At 64.6% G+C, this 15,447-nt stretch carries 14 protein-coding genes; 7 read left to right on the top strand and 7 right to left on the bottom strand.

All coding sequences use genetic code 11. The features are described 5' to 3' along the window. Window positions 1–2: 2 nt before the first annotated feature. The 3 genes from CWR53_RS05640 to dinG form a co-directional block, all read right to left on the bottom strand. On the bottom strand, window positions 3–1,148 hold the full coding sequence (locus tag CWR53_RS05640; protein WP_058606039.1) for a serine hydrolase domain-containing protein: 1,146 nt from the start codon (window positions 1,146–1,148) through the stop codon (window positions 3–5). 85 nt (window positions 1,149–1,233) lie between these two features. Continuing rightward, on the bottom strand, window positions 1,234–3,480 hold the full coding sequence (locus CWR53_RS05635; RefSeq protein WP_100851007.1) for a beta-galactosidase: 2,247 nt from the start codon (window positions 3,478–3,480) through the stop codon (window positions 1,234–1,236). Between the two features lie 78 nt (window positions 3,481–3,558). Further along, on the bottom strand, window positions 3,559–5,703 hold the full coding sequence (gene dinG / locus CWR53_RS05630; protein WP_058606041.1) for an ATP-dependent DNA helicase DinG: 2,145 nt from the start codon (window positions 5,701–5,703) through the stop codon (window positions 3,559–3,561). Window positions 5,704–5,801: 98 nt separating this feature from the next. Here dinG and CWR53_RS05625 point away from each other — a divergent pair, with 98 nt between their 5' ends. Beyond that, complete coding sequence (locus CWR53_RS05625; RefSeq protein ID WP_100851006.1) at window positions 5,802–6,266, top strand: CopD family protein; 465 nt, start codon at window positions 5,802–5,804, stop codon at window positions 6,264–6,266. Window positions 6,267–6,281: 15 nt separating this feature from the next. Here CWR53_RS05625 and CWR53_RS05620 read toward each other — a convergent pair whose 3' ends face one another. The 3 genes from CWR53_RS05620 to CWR53_RS05610 form a co-directional block, all read right to left on the bottom strand. Beyond that, the gene (locus CWR53_RS05620) at window positions 6,282–7,040 is read right to left on the bottom strand and encodes a hypothetical protein (protein ID WP_100851005.1); all 759 of its coding nucleotides are present in this window, start codon (window positions 7,038–7,040) and stop codon (window positions 6,282–6,284) included. Beyond that, window positions 7,033–7,308: a DUF1145 domain-containing protein gene (locus tag CWR53_RS05615; RefSeq protein WP_058606062.1), complete on the bottom strand. Its 276-nt coding sequence runs from the start codon at window positions 7,306–7,308 to the stop codon at window positions 7,033–7,035. Before CWR53_RS05615 ends, CWR53_RS05620 begins: the two co-directional genes overlap by 8 nt. Window positions 7,309–7,486: 178 nt before the next feature. Continuing rightward, window positions 7,487–8,191 carry an OmpA family protein gene (locus CWR53_RS05610; RefSeq protein ID WP_027915328.1) on the bottom strand — a complete coding sequence of 235 codons (705 nt, stop codon included), beginning with the start codon at window positions 8,189–8,191 and terminating at the stop codon, window positions 7,487–7,489. Between the two features lie 160 nt (window positions 8,192–8,351). Here CWR53_RS05610 and CWR53_RS05605 point away from each other — a divergent pair, with 160 nt between their 5' ends. The 4 genes from CWR53_RS05605 to CWR53_RS05590 are packed head-to-tail and all read left to right on the top strand — an operon-like array spanning window position 8,352 to window position 10,009. Continuing rightward, window positions 8,352–8,846, top strand: coding sequence for a DUF6231 family protein (locus CWR53_RS05605; RefSeq protein WP_100851004.1), 495 nt, complete (start codon window positions 8,352–8,354; stop codon window positions 8,844–8,846). Between the two features lie 2 nt (window positions 8,847–8,848). Continuing rightward, window positions 8,849–9,325, top strand: a complete 477-nt coding sequence (locus CWR53_RS05600; protein ID WP_058606045.1) for a YchJ family protein — start codon at window positions 8,849–8,851, stop codon at window positions 9,323–9,325. A 2-nt stretch (window positions 9,326–9,327) separates the two neighbouring features. Further along, window positions 9,328–9,804, top strand: a complete 477-nt coding sequence (locus CWR53_RS05595) for an LEA type 2 family protein (RefSeq protein ID WP_100851003.1) — start codon at window positions 9,328–9,330, stop codon at window positions 9,802–9,804. Between the two features lie 7 nt (window positions 9,805–9,811). Continuing rightward, on the top strand, window positions 9,812–10,009 hold the full coding sequence (locus CWR53_RS05590; RefSeq protein ID WP_023535239.1) for an SEC-C metal-binding domain-containing protein: 198 nt from the start codon (window positions 9,812–9,814) through the stop codon (window positions 10,007–10,009). Window positions 10,010–10,046: 37 nt separating this feature from the next. On the opposite strand, the gene CWR53_RS05585 is transcribed toward CWR53_RS05590, so the two are convergent. Then, on the bottom strand, window positions 10,047–11,264 hold the full coding sequence (locus CWR53_RS05585; RefSeq protein WP_100851002.1) for an MFS transporter: 1,218 nt from the start codon (window positions 11,262–11,264) through the stop codon (window positions 10,047–10,049). Window positions 11,265–11,395: 131 nt separating this feature from the next. Between CWR53_RS05585 and CWR53_RS05580 the strand changes: the two genes are divergently transcribed. Together CWR53_RS05580 and CWR53_RS05575 are read left to right on the top strand one after the other, a co-directional pair. Next, window positions 11,396–12,736 (top strand): PLP-dependent aminotransferase family protein, encoded by a 1,341-nt coding sequence (locus tag CWR53_RS05580; protein ID WP_058606048.1) that lies wholly within the window; start codon window positions 11,396–11,398, stop codon window positions 12,734–12,736. A gap of 190 nt (window positions 12,737–12,926) precedes the next feature. Then, entirely contained in the window at window positions 12,927–15,368 is a 2,442-nt protein-coding gene (locus CWR53_RS05575) for a penicillin acylase family protein (RefSeq protein WP_100851001.1), read from the top strand. The last annotated feature ends 79 nt before the right edge of the window (window positions 15,369–15,447 follow it).

Below are 15,447 nucleotides of genomic sequence, written 5' to 3'. Positions count from 1 at the left end.
GATCAAAGGCATTGCCCAAGCACGCGCACCAGTTTCTGGGCGCGAGGGTCCATCAGCACGTAGGGGCCCAAGGTATTGACGACAAAGCCAAAAGCCACATCTCGCTCCGGATCGGCAAACCCGACCGAGCCCCCGGCACCGGGGTGACCGAAGGCGCGAGCACCCAAGCCGAAGGTGGCATTGGCCACATCAGGCTGGTCGAGCATGCAGCCCAGCCCGAAGCGCGTCTGGGTCAGCAAGGTCCGGTCCTGGCCCAGGCTGTGTTGGCGAGTGAACGCCTCCAGCAGCTCCGACTCCAGCAGGCTGCCTTCGAGCAGGCCTGCATAGAACCCAGCCAGGCTGCGGGCATTGCCATGGCCATTGGCTGCGGGTTGCTGCATGCGCCGCCATTCAGGTTTGTTGGTACTGGTCAGAATGGCGGGCGGGTTGGTAAACGCCCTTGTAGACAGCGCCTCGGGCTCACGCAGCGTCACCTGCAGCAGACGCTGGGCAGCGGCGTCACCGGGGTTGCCTTTGCCGCGCGCGATATGGGCCACCCGATGAAACTCCTCGTCGGCCAGCCCCACATGGAAGTCCAGCCCCAGCGGCCGCGCCGTACGCGCCACGATGGAGTCGCCTGGGCCGCGCCCATCTGCGCGACGAATCAACTCGCCGATCAGCCAACCAAAGGTGATAGCGGCGTAACCGTGCTCGCTGCCCGGTGTCCACCACGGTGTTTGCGCGGCCAGGGCATCGACCATTGCCTGCCAGTCGTAAAGGGCCTCGGCTGGCAGCAGCTCGCGAATCGCAGGCAGACCGGCACGGTGGCTGAGCAATTGTCGTAGCGTGATAGCCGCTTTGCCCGCCTGACCGAACTCAGGCCAATAACGCGCCACCGGAGAATCCAGTTCAAGTTTGCCCTCGCCCACCAGTTGCAAGGCGGTGACGGCGGCAAAGGGTTTGGTGCAGGAAAACAGGTTAGCGATGGTGTCGCTGTGCCAGGGCTGCTGGCCATCCTTGTCGGCGGTGCCCGCCCACAGGTCCACTACCGTTTCACCGCCCACCTGAATGCACAGCGCAGCCCCGCGTTCTTGGGGATCATCGAACAGCGCCGCGAAGGCTTCGCGCACTGCTTCGAATTTCAGCTCAAAATGACCCTGAATCTGCACCCTGTGTTCTCCATGCGGCATGTTGGCAAAAGGGCCTGCATTGTTTCAGTAGTTCGGCCTTTTGCCTACAGGCGCCCATCGCTCGTCACGGCGACGCTGGCGCTTGGCTGTGCGCGCGCAACTGGTCCAATGCTTCGAGATTGCTCTTGCGCACGGCCTGGACGAAGCCTGGGTAGGCGATGTCGGTGATGGCAACCAACCCCAGGTGCCCGTTCTCTGCGTCCAGCAATCGGCCGCTGGCAGGTTGGTCAAGGTACTGGAACCAATGGGCGCCGACGATCGTGGGCTGGGCGAGCGCCGCCTTGAGGAAATTGCCATAGGCAGGCCCGCGGTCTTCCTCGCGTGCGACCTCCACCGGCCCCGGCCAGAACGGCCCGCGATCGCGCGAGCCGAATTGGAACTCGGACACCAGCACCGGCTTGTCCAGCTCCGCCAGGCGCGCGAAGTCATAGCCGTCCTGAGGCTTGAGGGTATAGAAATTGAAGCTGAGCACATCGCAGAACTCGGCGCAGGCCTTGACCGCTTCGGGCGTACTCACGGCAAACCGCCCACCCAGCAAGAGGTGATTCGGCGCATGCCACTTGAGCGAGTCGGAGAGGGTCTTGAAATAGGTCTGGGCGAACACCTGCTGGAAATACTGGTAGTCGCGTTCGATTTCCGGGTGTTCCGGGCTGGGCAGTGGGGCCTCGAAACCGGGGTCTTCCATCAACTCCCAAGCCGACAGCTCGATGCCCCAGGCCTTGGACAAGCCTTCCTGATTTCGGTACTTGTCACGCAGCTGCTTGAGGAATGCGCGCTTGGCCGGTACGTCGGTGGTCAGGCGCAATGTACCGTAGGCCAGCCCATAGCGCGCTTTCGGGTCATCGCCCGGGGCCGCCCAGGCCAGCTCGTTGTCGGCAAAATAACCAATCAGCCAAGGGTCATCGCGGTGGTCGCGGGCGGCGATGGCCACGGCCCGTTCGGTGGCCATCGCAAAGCGTGGGTCGAAGGGATCGGGCATGCGGCCCCACCAGTCCATGCCGGTGCTGATGCTCGCGTAATCGCCCACGATGGACAGCGGCAAGGTGTAGGGCACGCGCTGGTGCTCGCCCAAGGCCGCATCGCTCCAGTTGCCCAGTGTATTGAAGCCCCAGGCCTGCAGCCGGTCGAGCGTATGGCGCTGCCAGCGGGCGCTGTCCAACTTGGCAGGAGGGCAATTGGCCGGCTGCGCTGGCGCCTGCGGGTCGGCCCCCTGGCACGGTGCTGCGTAGGTGCGTTCGAGATTGGCGGCATAGAAGTCGAACCACTGCCCCTTCTTGAAGGCGCGCCCCTGGGACGAGGCATTGCCGTCATCGTTATTGCCCTGGCCATAGAAGGCGGACAGGGGCTCGCCCTGTTGCGGCAGCGCCTTGAACATCCCCTCGCGCCCCGCCACATACGTGCGCCCGCCATCTGCGGCCACGGCATTGACGCCCAGGGAATAGAACGGGTGCCCCAGCGGCGTCACCAGGTACCAGCGACCCTCGCGTTTTTCGGTGCGGAAGAACCCGGTAGCCTCGAAGGGCGTGCCTGCCGTCACGCCGCCATAGGTGTCCAGCGGCTGCTTTTCACGTTCGGCCAACCACCCCTTGATCTGCTGCTGTTCACGCCCGGCGCTCGCCTTGAGCTGCTCATCACTGGTTACTTTCTCAGGCCAGGTGCTGCGCGTGGACTGGCCGTAGGGGTCGATGAGTTCGCGGTAGGCCGCCTGCCACGCTTGGTCGTCATCCTGGATACCCACGCGCTCGATCAGCAGGCTCTGGGCTGCCTTGGGACCAGGGATGCTCAGGCTGACCGCCGCGACCTGTGCCAGGTCCACCGCGCCCGTACTGCTGCCGAGTAGCACGCGCTGGCCGCCGAAGCTCCACGGCATGGGCGGGCCTGCACGCAGCCCTTGCTGCAGGGGCGAACGCGCTGTCAACGGCACCATCACCGTTTGCGCGGGCCCTGCCGGCAAGTCGATACGGCTGGTCAGCGTACGGCCGTCATTGCCCTGCACCGTCACATCCAAGGTCAGCGCCCAGGCCATCGCGTTTTGAAGGCGCAGGGTCAGGAAGCGGCCGGTGGACCAGTCCCAGGTGCCGCTTTGCGGGCTCATGCGCAAGGTCGGCCGCTCGGCGGCGTTGAACACCACGCGTCGCAACACCTCGCCCTGGGCGGTCTGCTCGGCGTTGTACTGGGGCATGCCGGCATCCACGGTTGCGACATTGACCACCGAGGCCGGGCGCACGAAGCTGAACAACGTCTGCTGCCCCGCCAGCAACGGCGGACTCAACAGCAGGGCGATGACAGCGGGCAAGGTACGGCGAACCATAGGGCGGGGTCTCTCCTTCAGGGCCCTCATGGCCCACGACTGAGGTTGGACAACGTGCCGGCGCAAGCGCTCCGGCCGTCAGGAAATCTCCCGCCGAAATGGCGGCAGCGCATTGAGAATAGCCTTGCCGTAGCGCTGGGTGACCAGGCGCCGGTCCAGCAAGGTGATGACACCGCGGTCCTGCTCGGTGCGCAACAGTCGGCCACATGCCTGGATCAGGCGCAACGAGGCATCAGGCACGGCAATTTCCATGAATGGATTGCCGCCTCGCGCTTCGATCCACTCTGCCAAGGCAGCCTCGACGGGGTCGTCAGGCACGGCGAACGGGATCTTGGCGATGACCACGTGCTCGCAATAGGCCCCCGGCAAGTCGACGCCCTCGGCGAAGCTGGCCAGACCGAACAGCACGCTGTGCTGGCCGTCGTCGACGCGAGCCTTGTGCTTGTTCAGGGTTTCCTGCTTGGACAAGTTGCCCTGGATCAGCACCAGCTTGCGCCAGTCCCGGTCCAGGCCATCGAACACGTCCTGCATCTGCTTGCGTGACGAGAACAACACCAGCGCGCCGCGGGCCTCTTCGACGATGCCCGGCAGCTCGCGAATGATGGCCGCGGTGTGGCCGGCGGCGTCACGGGGGTCGGCCTTGAGGTCGGGCACCCGCAGCAGGCCTGCATCACCGTGCACGAACGGGCTGGGCACCACGCAGGAAACCGCATCGCGGGGCAACCCCGAGCGCATGCGGAAGCGGTCGAACTTGCCCAGCGCTGTCAGGGTCGCAGAGGTGACCAATGCGCCGTGTGCCACGTTCCACAAGCTGCGCCGCAGCATCTCGGCCGCCAAGATGGGACTGGCATTGACCTCGATATCGAACAGTGCCCCACTCTCGGCCAAGGTCAGCCAGCGGGCCATGGGCGGGCTGTCCTCGGGGTCTTCGGCGGTGAACGCCGTCCACAATTCCCAGTTGCCCTGGGCACGGGTCTGCAGGCTACCGAACAGCGGGTACCACTCCTCGGCCTGGTGGCTGGCGATGCCAATGCTGACCTCGCCGCCCATGCCTTCCTTTAGCAGGTCGGTCAGGCGGGTGAACACATCGTTCAGGCGGGCAAAGCCTTTTTTCAGCTCGACGCCGACCTCGCGGATTTCATCGGGCACCACGCCACCTGGAAAACGGTAGCGGGGGCGTTCACGCCCTTCGTTGTCTTCGCCTGGACGAAAATCGGCCACCTGCTCGCAGAGCGTGAACATGAACTGCTGCTGGGTGCGGATTTCGCGGGCAAGCTCGGGCACCTGTTCGATCAGCTTGCCCAGATCGCCCGGCAGGGGGTGCTGGGCCAGCAGCTTGGTCAGGTTCTTGGCGGTTTGCTCAAGCCAGTCGGCGGTTGAACGCAACCGTGAATAATGGGCGAAGTGGCCGATGGCCTTGTCTGGCAGGTGATGCCCTTCGTCGAACACGTACATGGTGTCCCGGGGGGCCGGGAGCACCGCACCGCCGCCCAGTGCCAGGTCGGCCAGCACCATGTCGTGGTTGGTGACGATTACGTCTACCTTGCCCATGCCTTCACGGGCCTTGTAGAACACGCACTGCTGGAAATTGGGACAGTGGCGGCCGGTGCATTGGCTGTGGTCGGTGGTCAGCCGTGCCCAGTCCTCGTCTTCGAGGCTGTCTGGCCAACTGTCGCGATCACCGTCCCAACGGTTGCCGGCCAGCTTTTCGATCATGCTGTTGAACAGCTTCAAACTGCGCTCGTCCACGTCGATGCGAAAACCTTCTTCCTCCAGCAACTGCGCCTGGGAGGTCTGGGCGTGGCCTTCCTGGACCAGGATGTCGAGCTTGGACAGGCACAGGTAGCGGCCCCGCCCTTTGGCCAGGGCAAAGCTGAAATTCAGCCCGCTGTTGCGCATCAGGTCAGGCAGGTCCTTGAAGACGATCTGCTCCTGCAGCGCCACGGTCGCAGTGGCGATGACCAGACGCTTGCCTGCCGCCTTGGCCGCCGGAATGGCCGCCAGGCTGTAGGCAACCGTCTTGCCGGTACCGGTGCCCGCCTCCACCGCCACGACGGCGGGTTCGCCGGCACGGCGGCCTTCGTCGTCGCAGGGAATGTCCCCGAGGACCTTGGCTACCTCGGCGATCATCAGGCGCTGGCCGTAACGCGGCTTGAGGCTCTTGGCTTCGAGAAATCGCGTATAGGCGCCCTGGATGGTGGCTTTGAGTTCAGTGCTGATCATGGTGTGCAGGCGCCCGAAGGGCTGGATATATTTTCAGTATCGCGCATAGGGCGGCTATCATACCCCGCTCACGCTGTTTATGCCGCATGGAGATCCGGATGACTGCCTTTGCCCTGCCCTACACCCTGCACGTTCTGGCCGCCCTGGTCTGGGTGGGGGGCATGTTCTTCGCCTGGATGGTACTGCGCCCGGCAACGGTTGCAGCGCTGGACGGGCCTGCCAGGCTACGGTTATGGGCGGAAGTTTTCCGACGCTTCTTCGGCTGGATCTGGGTGGCCGTGGCGATTTTGGCGATAAGCGGCGTGGGCATGATCCACCTGCGCTTCAATGGCTTTGAAACCGCGCCGCGGTACGTCCAGGTGATGATCGGGGGCGGTATCGTCATGTTCGCCCTGTTCATGCGTATCCAGGCGTTGCTGCTTCCGCAAATGAAAACGGCGATCCAGGCCGAGGATTGGCCGGGGGCAGCGGCCGTGCTGGGGCGCATCCGCCGGATGGTGGGGGTGAACCTGCTGCTGGGCCTGGCCGTGGTCGCCGTGGCCAGTGCCCGCCTGATGTTCTGAGCGTACCCGCAGCGATCAGAGTCGCTGCAGGATCAGCTCGCCAGCAGCCCCGGCAAGGCCTGGCTGACCCGGTTGCCCGGCGCGGCCACTGTGGCCCGGCGAGGTGCGGTAGACCAGGCAACCCTTGCTCGCACCGCCCTTGCCCGCCTGGCCTCCTGCACCAGGCTTACCCGGCGCGCCCCCGTCAAGGCGCACCCTGATGCGATCGGCCGGGAAAGCCTCGGGTACGCTCAGGCGAATTCGGCCACCCGGCGCACCGTCGTGGCCATTGCCGCCGTCATCCCCGTTGAAACCACGGCTGGCACGGCCCCAGGTGCAGCCACCGGCCTGGCCGTTGGCGCCATCGAGCCCGGCGAACCCTGGCGCACCCGCGCCACCGCGGGCATCAATGGACAGTTGTTCGCCCTCTAGCTGGGCAAGCTTGAGGTCAAGCCCGCGCCCTGAGCGCGCGGCACGTTCATAGGTCCCAGGCGCGCCCGGCGCACTGAACTCACTGCCAGCACCCAGGCTGGCACTGGCGGCCTCGATCAGGAGCGGGGTATCGGCCGGTGCCACGGCGATACGGGCATCACGGCCCAGCTCCAGCCGGTCGACCGTCAGCGAGGCGAGCGTGGCGGGAAGCAGCAAGGTGGCATCGTCCGCCACCCTGAGCTGCTCCAGGTGCACCTCGGCCGACTTGGTCGGCAGGCGCAGCATGGAATTGGCGGGTACTTCCAGGTTCTGTGCCTGCGCAAGCGGCGCGGCCAGCAGGGCGAACAACATCAGATTACGCATTTCGTGGCGCCTCTTGCGCGCGGGGGATGGACATGATGTGGAAAATGCCCGTCAACAGGATCTGCAGACGGTCGAACCAGCGATGGCTACGGCCGCGCAGACTGGCATTGAACACCAGCATTTCGAGCAGGTGCAGCAGCGCCAACATCAAGCCCGTGGCGTTGATCAACAGGTTCAACGGCACAGGTTGCGGCACCATCTGGTTGTACAGCACTACGCCCCAGAAGACTATGGTCAGGAGCTTGCCCAGGCTCAAGATGAATTTCATGCTCTGCCCCACCGTATGGCGTACTGCCGGGATGGCCAACGCGACCGTTTCACAGTAACTGCTCGGTCGGGAACCGCGCCAGCGCATATCCTGCTCGGCAAGGTCTAGTCCTCCGGCCATTACCGCCCAAGGCGATTGCAGAGCGCCCGCGCTGTAACGGTGCGCGGGCGCCATTGCCTCACCGTTGGATCTTGATTTCCGTACGACGGTTCATCGCGCGCCCCTCGGCAGTGGCGTTGTCGGCAACCGGTTGGGATTCGCCAGCCCCGACCACGGACACGAAGCTGTTGCGCGGAATGCCGCTTTCAACCAGATAGTCGGTAACCGAATGGGCACGGCGCTCGGAGAGTTTCTGGTTGTAGCTGTCGGCGCCCACGCTGTCGGTGTGGCCGCTCACGCTCAAACGGGCCGAAGGCGCTTCCTGCTTCAGGCGTGTGGCGATGGTATTGAGGCGCTGCTTGTCGGCAGCGGTGAGCCTTGCAGAGTCGAATTCGAAATGCACGTCGCGGATGACGATCACTTCTTCTTTCTCGACCACCACCTGCTCGACGACCACAGCTTCGACCTGCGGCGCAGGCGGCGGGCAACCGTTAGCATCGACCTGGACGCCGCGCGGTGTACCTGGGCACTTGTCGCGGCTGTCCGGTACGCCGTCGCCATCTTCATCGCCATCCCCATGGGCCCAGCAATACCCCGCTGCAAGCCCGCCCCCGAGCAGTGCACCCCAACCTGCCCAACTCGAGCTTTCAATAGCGCCAAGTGCCGCGCCGCCCACACCGCCGACCGCCGCACATTTGGGCCAGTCGGTCTTTTGCAAACCCGCGCAACCAGTCAACACACTGGTGAGCAGAACCAGAGGTACAGCTGTGCGTACTATGCTCATTTCATAGCCTCTTTTAGGGGGGAATCGGCATCGTGGCCGATCAGGGCAGTAAAGACGCTGCTTGCGCAGCCTGCCAGCCATTTGCCATGACCGGCTGCCACAGCCCTATGCCGACAGGCGCTGGCCCGATAGTCTTGGCTGATCTTGATGAGGACTGGCAATGACCGACGGTTTTTCCCAACGCACGCCACAGCAGGCGCTCGCCGCCTTGCTCGAGCGCGTCACCCCGCAACGCCTGCTGCTAGTGGGCACGCGGTTCCCGGCACTCGACGCCTTCCTGCTGGCCCACCCTCAGGCGAGCCTGGCGAGCGCGCCGCCGGGCCCGCTGCCGGCTGAACTGGCAGCCCAGCGCTTCGACCTGGCGCTTCTGGTCGATTGCCTGGAGCACCTGCCCAAGCGCAACGGGTTGGAACTGCTTGGTGGCATTCGCAATCTCAACGCCAGTCGAGTCGCAGTGCTGGCCGACCTGGCGGCCTGCGGCTGGCAGGACACGGACTTCTTCGCCCTGGCCCTGTCGGCCAACGAGAAGTTTCAGCGCGACCAGCAGGTGTTGAGCCTGTTCACCTATGATCTACATGACTACAAGCAGGTCCCTGACTGGCTGAACGCGCGGTTCTGGGCCAACCCTGAAAACTTCGGCAAATACTGGTGGTGATGATGAGTGTTTCGGTCTGCCCATGTGGCAGTGGCAACCTGCTCGACGCCTGCTGCGGGCATTACCACGCCGGCACGCCGGCACCGGATGCCCAGGCGCTGATGCGCTCACGTTACAGCGCCTATGTGCTGGGGCTGGTCGATTACTTGGTGGCGACCACCTTGCCAGCCCAGCAGGCCGGCCTTGATCGCGCCGCCATGGCCGCCTGGAGTGCCCAGAGCACCTGGCTGGGCTTGGAGGTGGAGGACGCCGAGCTGATCGGTGGCCAGCCCGAGCACGGCTTCGTGACCTTCACTGCCCGCTGGCATGACCAGGACGGCGATCATCAGCACCGCGAACGCTCGGCCTTCGTGCAGCACGAAGGGCGCTGGTATTTCATCGACCCCACCGTGGGCCTGAACGCCACGCGCAACGATCCCTGCCCTTGCCAAAGCGGGCAGAAATTCAAGAAATGCTGCGCCAGCTATGTGGGTGGCTGAGCATGATGACCCGCCTGCGTGTCCTGCTGCCTGCCTTGCTGGTGATGCTTCTGGGCGGCTGCGTCAGTTGGGGCGGTGAGCCCTGGCGGCAACCGGAGATCCACCTGGTCAGGGTGGAAACGGTCAAGGCCCGCCTGCTGCAACAGGAATTCGTGCTCCATGTGCGGGTGGAAAACCCCAACGACAGTCGCCTGTTCATCCGCAACCTGTCCTATGCCCTGCGGTTGAACGATGTGCTGCTGGCAGAGGACGAAGCCAGCCTGTGGCGCAGCGTTGGCGGACACGACCAGCGCACCTTCAAGATCACCGCCCGTACCAACCTGTGGCAGCGCCTCAAGCCACTGGCCAAGATGCTCAAGAGCCACCAGCCTTTGAAATACACGCTCAAGGCCGAACTGGGCACCGGCCTGTTGATCCATCGGAACCTGCACTTGTTGCGCGGTGGTGAGATAATGCCCGGCGATCATTACCTGGAGTAACCCCGCAATGTCCCAACAGCCTCACGTTCACGGCCCTGACTGCGACCACGACCACGATCATCACCATGATCACGGCCATGTCCATGGGCCGCACTGCAACCACGGTCACCAGGAGCCGGTGCGCAACGCCCTCAAGGATGTTGGCCGCAACGACCCGTGCCCGTGCGGCAGCGAGAAGAAATTCAAGAAGTGCCACGGCGCCTGACCGCCGCCCCGCCGTTCGACGGCACCGCGCCTGTCCGTTAGCGCGGGCGCGGCGCGGTCTGCAGCTTGGGCGCCGAGGTGCCCGGCTTGGCTGGCAACCGTAGCGCGGTGGCCAGCAACAGCCCCAGGCACAGCACCATGCACAGACCGTTGGTGCCCTTCCAGCCTGCCGTGTCCAGTAACAAGGAAGGCGTAAAGGCCCCGAGCGTGGCACACACGGCAATGGCCAGGTCATTCTTGCCCTGCAGGCGCATCGCGCACGGGCTGTCCTGCAATGCCTGCGCCAGCAGCGCGCCCCCGCCCACATAGGTCAGGTTCCAACCCAGGCCCAGGGCGATCAGGGCCGCGGTCATCACTGCATAACTGCTGGACCCCATGTTCAAGGCCGTGCTCACCACGAACAGGCCCAACCCTGCGCAGATCGTTACCTTGATGCCCAATCGTTGAATGATGCTGCCTGTGAAGAACGACGGCGCAAACATCGCCACGACATGCCACTGGATGGCCATGCGCACGTCGGCGAAGTCCTGGTGCATACCTTTCATGTGCAGCGAAGCCTGGATCATCAACAGGTTCATGATGCCGTATCCAAGCGCCGCCACGCTCATTGCCACCACCAACACCCTGCGTGGCGCAGGTCGCACCGTCTCGGACGCTTGCAGGCCCTGCTGCGGGCGATTCACCGGCATCTCCTTGGGCAAACACAGGGCTATCAACCACGACACGAGCGCCAGACCAATAAAGGCGGCATAGCACAGCGAGAACAGTGGATACCCGCCCACATCCCTGAGCCACCCGGTCAAGGCCGGCCCCGCCACGGCCGCGATCACGCCGCCTGCCACCACCAGTGAAAGCGCCCGCGCCTTGAGGTGTTGTGTCAGGTTGTCGGTAGCGGCAAACCGGTTGAAGTTGGCGAACGCGATGTACACCCCCAAGGCACAGTGGCTGAATATCAAGGCGAAAAAGTGCTGGTGCTGCACGGCCAGGAACCCGCTGACGCCGGATACGGCCAAGGGCAGAGCCCCCAGCATGAATGCGCGGCGACGACCGATGCGCTCCATCAGCCACGACACCGGGTAAGTCGCCAGCATCACGCAGAGAAACTGAAACCCGTAGGGCACCGTCGCCCACGCAGGATCGGGTGCCAGGGCAGCACCGACAAGGGCTGCCATGGTCACGGACATCACAGCCGTGGTGAGGTTGACCGATTGTGCGATGAAATACAGGTAGGTGCGTGCTGGCAGGGTTTCGCTCATGGCGTGCTCGCTGAAGGCGCAGTAAATGAATGCGCCAAAGCTTCTCACTGATCGGCTGACCACGGGCGAACAGTCGCCGCGGTTTCCAGCTAACTGTTAGGCTGTTTTTTCTAACACTGACGGGCCAGTCGATGCGTGCTGACACTCTCCTTCATCAACTCCGGCAGCGTCTGGCTACCAGCGAATGGCTGCCCGGGCAACGCATGCCATCGATTCGCAAGCTCACGGCGAGTACGGGTGCAACCTATCACGAGGTCGTGTCCAGCTATGGGCGCCTGGTCAGTGAAGGGTTGTTGACGGCCGTGCCAGGGCGTGGCTACTTCGTGGCCGGTACCACTCGGCCGCCAGCCAAGGACGAGGCGCCCGGGCATATGGCCGGGGACGCGCTGTTCAAGCTGCTGCAAGGCGGCCAGCACTACACCAAGCTCGGCTGCGGCTGGCTGCCCCCTGCCTGGCGCGACACCGAGCTGCTGGCCAAGGCCGTGCGGCGTACGGCGCGCCTGGAGCAAAGCTCACTGGCCGACTATGGCGACATCCAGGGTTACCTGCCCATGCGCAAGCAGTTGTGCGTGCACCTGCGGCGCATGACCCAGATCGATGTAGGCCCGCAGCAATTAATCAGCACCTTGGGCGCCACCCAGGCCCTGGACCTGGTGGCCCGCCTGCTGATCGCCCCTGGCGATCACGTGTTCGTTGACGAGCCTTGCAACGGCAACCTGGTCAAGCTGATCGAGCTGGCCGGGGGGCACGTGGTCGGCATCCGTCGGCTGCAAGACGGTCCGGACCTTGAAGACATGCAGCGGCACCTGGCCCAGCACAAGGTCAAGGCCTTCTTCTGCAACAGCACATTCCACAACCCCACCGGTAGCAACGTCAGCCCGCACAACGCCTTCGGCGTGCTGAGACTGGCGATCGAACACGGCTTCTACGTCGTCGAAGACGACGTGTACGGCGACTTCAGCCCGGGTGTGCGCCAGACCTTCGCCGGCTTGGATAACCTGCAGCAGGTCATCTATATCGGCAGCTTCTCCAAGTGCCTGTCCGCCTCCCTGCGCGTGGGTTACATCGCCTGCCCGGCTGCACTGGTCGAACCGCTCATGCGCCTGAAACTGCTCACCTGCGTGGCCGTGCCTGCATTCTGCGAGCGCTTCGTCAATACGATCCTCACCGACGGCACCTACGCCAGGCACATGAGCGACTTGCAGCAACGCCTGATTCGACAGCAGGTTCAGACCCAGCGCACGCTGACAGACCGTGGCTGGCGCTTCGACATCACGCCGCACGGCGGCATGTTCCTGTGGGTCCATCACCCCGATATTGCCAACCTGCATCCTTTCTTGCGCCAACTCGAACAGCACGATGTACTGCTGATGCCTGGCGAATCCTTTGCGATCACGCGCAACTACGTTCGGTACACCCGCATCAACTGCACGCACTTTTCAGACGCCATGGCTGTGCATTTCGAAGTTTGACCCGCTGCAACGCGCCCCTGGATACCCCGGCGTCACGGCCGGGGATTGGCAAATGGCCGACAGGGTCTTGCCACTCATCCAGCGCTGGGCCGATGTGCCGAAATAAAGCCAGGGCAGGCCTTGCACCCAGGCGGCCTGCTCACTACCTTAGCGCCTTTCCATCCCCGCTACGCCTTGCAGGAGCCTTGCCATGGCCGCCCCCGCCCTTTTCTTTTTCCGCCCGCGCGCTGCAACGGCTGCCCTGCTGCTCGGTTCACTTGGCCTGGCCGGTTGCCAGACCACTGCCCAACAGGACAGCCTGCCGCCGGCCAGCGGCGTGCAGCCGCTCAAGGGCCTGGCCCAGAACGTGTCGGTCAGGCGCAATGCCATGGGCGCTCCGCTGATCGAGAGCAGCACATTCCATGATGCGCTGTTCACCTTGGGCTACGTGCATGCCGGGGACCGGATCGAGCAGATGGTTGCCATGCGGTTGCTGGCCCAGGGGCGGCTGGCTGAAGTGGCCGGCCGCGATGCACTGGATATCGACCGTTTGATGCGCGCCGCCAACCTCAAGCAAAGCGCGGCACAGCTGTACGCCGACGCATCGCCACGGCTCAAGCGCTTCTTCGACGTCTATGCGCGCGGGGTCAACGCCTACCTGTTCCGCTACCGCGACAAGCTGCCGGCGGACCTGGCCAACAGCGGCTACCGCCCCGAATACTGGAAGCCTGAAGACTCCGCGCTGATATTCGCGTTGTATGCCTTCAGCCAGTCGGTCAACCTGCAAGAAGAGATCAGCGCCTTGACCCTGGCGCAGAAAGTCGGCAGTGACAAGCTGGCCTGGCTGCTGCCCGGCGCCGCCGACGAACCGCTGGCCGAAGGCGAAGCAGCCAAGCTCAAGGGCCTGGACCTTGCCAGTCAGTTGCCGGGGTTGTCTGCCCTGGCAGCTGCCAGCCAAAAACTGGTCGACCTTGACCTGCTGGGCAGCCCCGGTTCAACCAACCTGGCCATCGGCCCGCAACGCAGCCGCAGCGGCAAGAGCCTGCTGGCCAGCGACAGCCGTGCAGTCTGGGCGCTGAGCCCGGTACAGATCCACACCAGCAAGTACCAGGTGGCAGGCCTGTCGCTGCCGGGCCTGCCGATCGTGCTGGCTGGCTACAACGGCCAGCTGGCATGGACCAGCAGCGCGGTGATGGCCGACAACCAGGACCTGTTCCTGGAAAAGCTGCGCCACCAAGGCAACCAGGTCAGTTACCTGGCGGACGGCAAATGGGTTGCAGCCAGGGCACACACCGAGACCTTCCTGGTGCGCGGCGAGCGCCCACAGCGTGAAGTGATGCATGACACGCGTCATGGCACCCTACTCGGCCAGCCGGGCAATGCCAGCCTGGGCCTTGCCCTGAACCTGCCGCAGTTCAAGGGTGATCGCAGCCTTGATGCACTGTTCGACCTGACCCGCGCCAAGACCGTGGAGCGCGCGTTCGACAGCACCCGTGATGTCACGGCTGCTGCGCTCAACTTCGTCTTTGCCGAACCTTCGCACATTGGCTGGCAGGTGAGCGGGCGCTACCCCAACCGCCGAGAAGGCCAAGGCCTGTTGCCTTCGCCGGGATGGGATGGGCGCTATGACTGGGATGGCTATGCCGACCCCATGCTGCACCCGTACGACCAGGATCCGACTGCTGGCTGGATCGGCCACGCCAACCAGCGCAGCCTGCCACGCGGCTACGGCATGCAGCTGTCGAGCAGCTGGTACTACCCGGAGCGTGCCGAGCGCCTGGGCCAGCTCGCCGGCAATGGCCGAATTGATGGCCGCAGCCTGATGGCGCTGCAGAACGATCAGGTCACCTTGTTGGCCGGCAAGCTCAAGCAGATGTTCGAAGCGCCAGGCATGGCAGGCCCGCTGCAGCAGGCCATCAATGCCTTGCCCGCCGATCAGCGCGACAAGGCCCGTACGGCGCTGGCCAGGCTCAAGGCGTTCGATGGCCGCTTGAGCCCAGTGTCGTCCGATGCTGCGCTGTACGCCCTGTTCCTCCAGGCCGTTGCCCGTCAGACGTTCCTCGATGAACTGGGGCCTGAGTCCGGGGCGGCCTGGCAGGCATTCGTGAGCAATGCACGCCTGTCGTTCTCGGCCCAGGCCGATCACCTGCTGGGCCGGGATGACAGCCCGTTCTGGGACGACCGCGGTACGCCCCAGAAGGAAGACAAACCCGCCATCCTGGCCCGCAGCCTGGTTGCGGCAATGGACACGGGCATCGCCCAACTGGGCGCCGATCGCAGCGCCTGGCAATGGGGCAAACTGCACCAGTACCAATGGCCCGCACCGGCTTACCACGGGCTGGGTGATGCCATCGGCCGTCCTGCACAGCCTGCAGGCGGCGACTTCAGCACGCTCGCCTTTACCCCCTACGCCTGGGGAAGCGACTTCGTCACCCGCCTGCCGGCATCGGCGCGGCTGATCGTGGACTTCAGCCAGGCTGAACCCCTGCAGGTGCTGACCAGCAGCGGCCAGTCCGGCAACCCGGCCAGCCCGCATCATGGGGATGGCCTCGATGCCTGGTTCAAGGGCCGCTTCGCGGTCATGCCGCTTGCGCCCCAGCACTTCGCACGTGCCTATGGCACCCAGCGCCTGACCCTGGTACCGGGCAAGTAGAAAAGGCCGGCGCCGTGCAGCAGCTGCGACGGTCAAGGGATGAACAAACCACCAGTCGAACTTCCCTTGGCCGCTGCGG

This window comes from Pseudomonas sp. SGAir0191 (genome assembly GCF_002812565.2).
GTDB classification, from domain to species: domain Bacteria; phylum Pseudomonadota; class Gammaproteobacteria; order Pseudomonadales; family Pseudomonadaceae; genus Aquipseudomonas; species Aquipseudomonas parafulva_B.
The sequence above is the reverse complement of the archived record's forward strand: the minus strand, read 5'-3'. Positions and strand labels throughout refer to the sequence as shown.

Excerpts from the sequence above, each read along its gene's own strand:
- CWR53_RS05635 (WP_100851007.1), bottom strand. The coding sequence starts at position 3,480 with ATGGTTCGCCGTACCTTGCCCGCTGTCATCGCCCTGCTGTTGAGTCCG.
- CWR53_RS05575 (WP_100851001.1), top strand. The coding sequence starts at position 12,927 with ATGGCCGCCCCCGCCCTTTTCTTTTTCCGCCCGCGCGCTGCAACGGCT.
- CWR53_RS05615 (WP_058606062.1), bottom strand. The coding sequence starts at position 7,308 with ATGAAATTCATCTTGAGCCTGGGCAAGCTCCTGACCATAGTCTTCTGG.
- CWR53_RS05585 (WP_100851002.1), bottom strand. The coding sequence starts at position 11,264 with ATGAGCGAAACCCTGCCAGCACGCACCTACCTGTATTTCATCGCACAA.
- CWR53_RS05625 (WP_100851006.1), top strand. The coding sequence starts at position 5,802 with ATGACTGCCTTTGCCCTGCCCTACACCCTGCACGTTCTGGCCGCCCTG.
- CWR53_RS05620 (WP_100851005.1), bottom strand. The coding sequence starts at position 7,040 with ATGCGTAATCTGATGTTGTTCGCCCTGCTGGCCGCGCCGCTTGCGCAG.
- CWR53_RS05605 (WP_100851004.1), top strand. The coding sequence starts at position 8,352 with ATGACCGACGGTTTTTCCCAACGCACGCCACAGCAGGCGCTCGCCGCC.
- CWR53_RS05595 (WP_100851003.1), top strand. The coding sequence starts at position 9,328 with ATGATGACCCGCCTGCGTGTCCTGCTGCCTGCCTTGCTGGTGATGCTT.
- CWR53_RS05600 (WP_058606045.1), top strand. The coding sequence starts at position 8,849 with ATGAGTGTTTCGGTCTGCCCATGTGGCAGTGGCAACCTGCTCGACGCC.
- dinG (WP_058606041.1), bottom strand. The coding sequence starts at position 5,703 with ATGATCAGCACTGAACTCAAAGCCACCATCCAGGGCGCCTATACGCGA.
- CWR53_RS05590 (WP_023535239.1), top strand. The coding sequence starts at position 9,812 with ATGTCCCAACAGCCTCACGTTCACGGCCCTGACTGCGACCACGACCAC.
- CWR53_RS05580 (WP_058606048.1), top strand. The coding sequence starts at position 11,396 with ATGCGTGCTGACACTCTCCTTCATCAACTCCGGCAGCGTCTGGCTACC.
- CWR53_RS05610 (WP_027915328.1), bottom strand. The coding sequence starts at position 8,191 with ATGAGCATAGTACGCACAGCTGTACCTCTGGTTCTGCTCACCAGTGTG.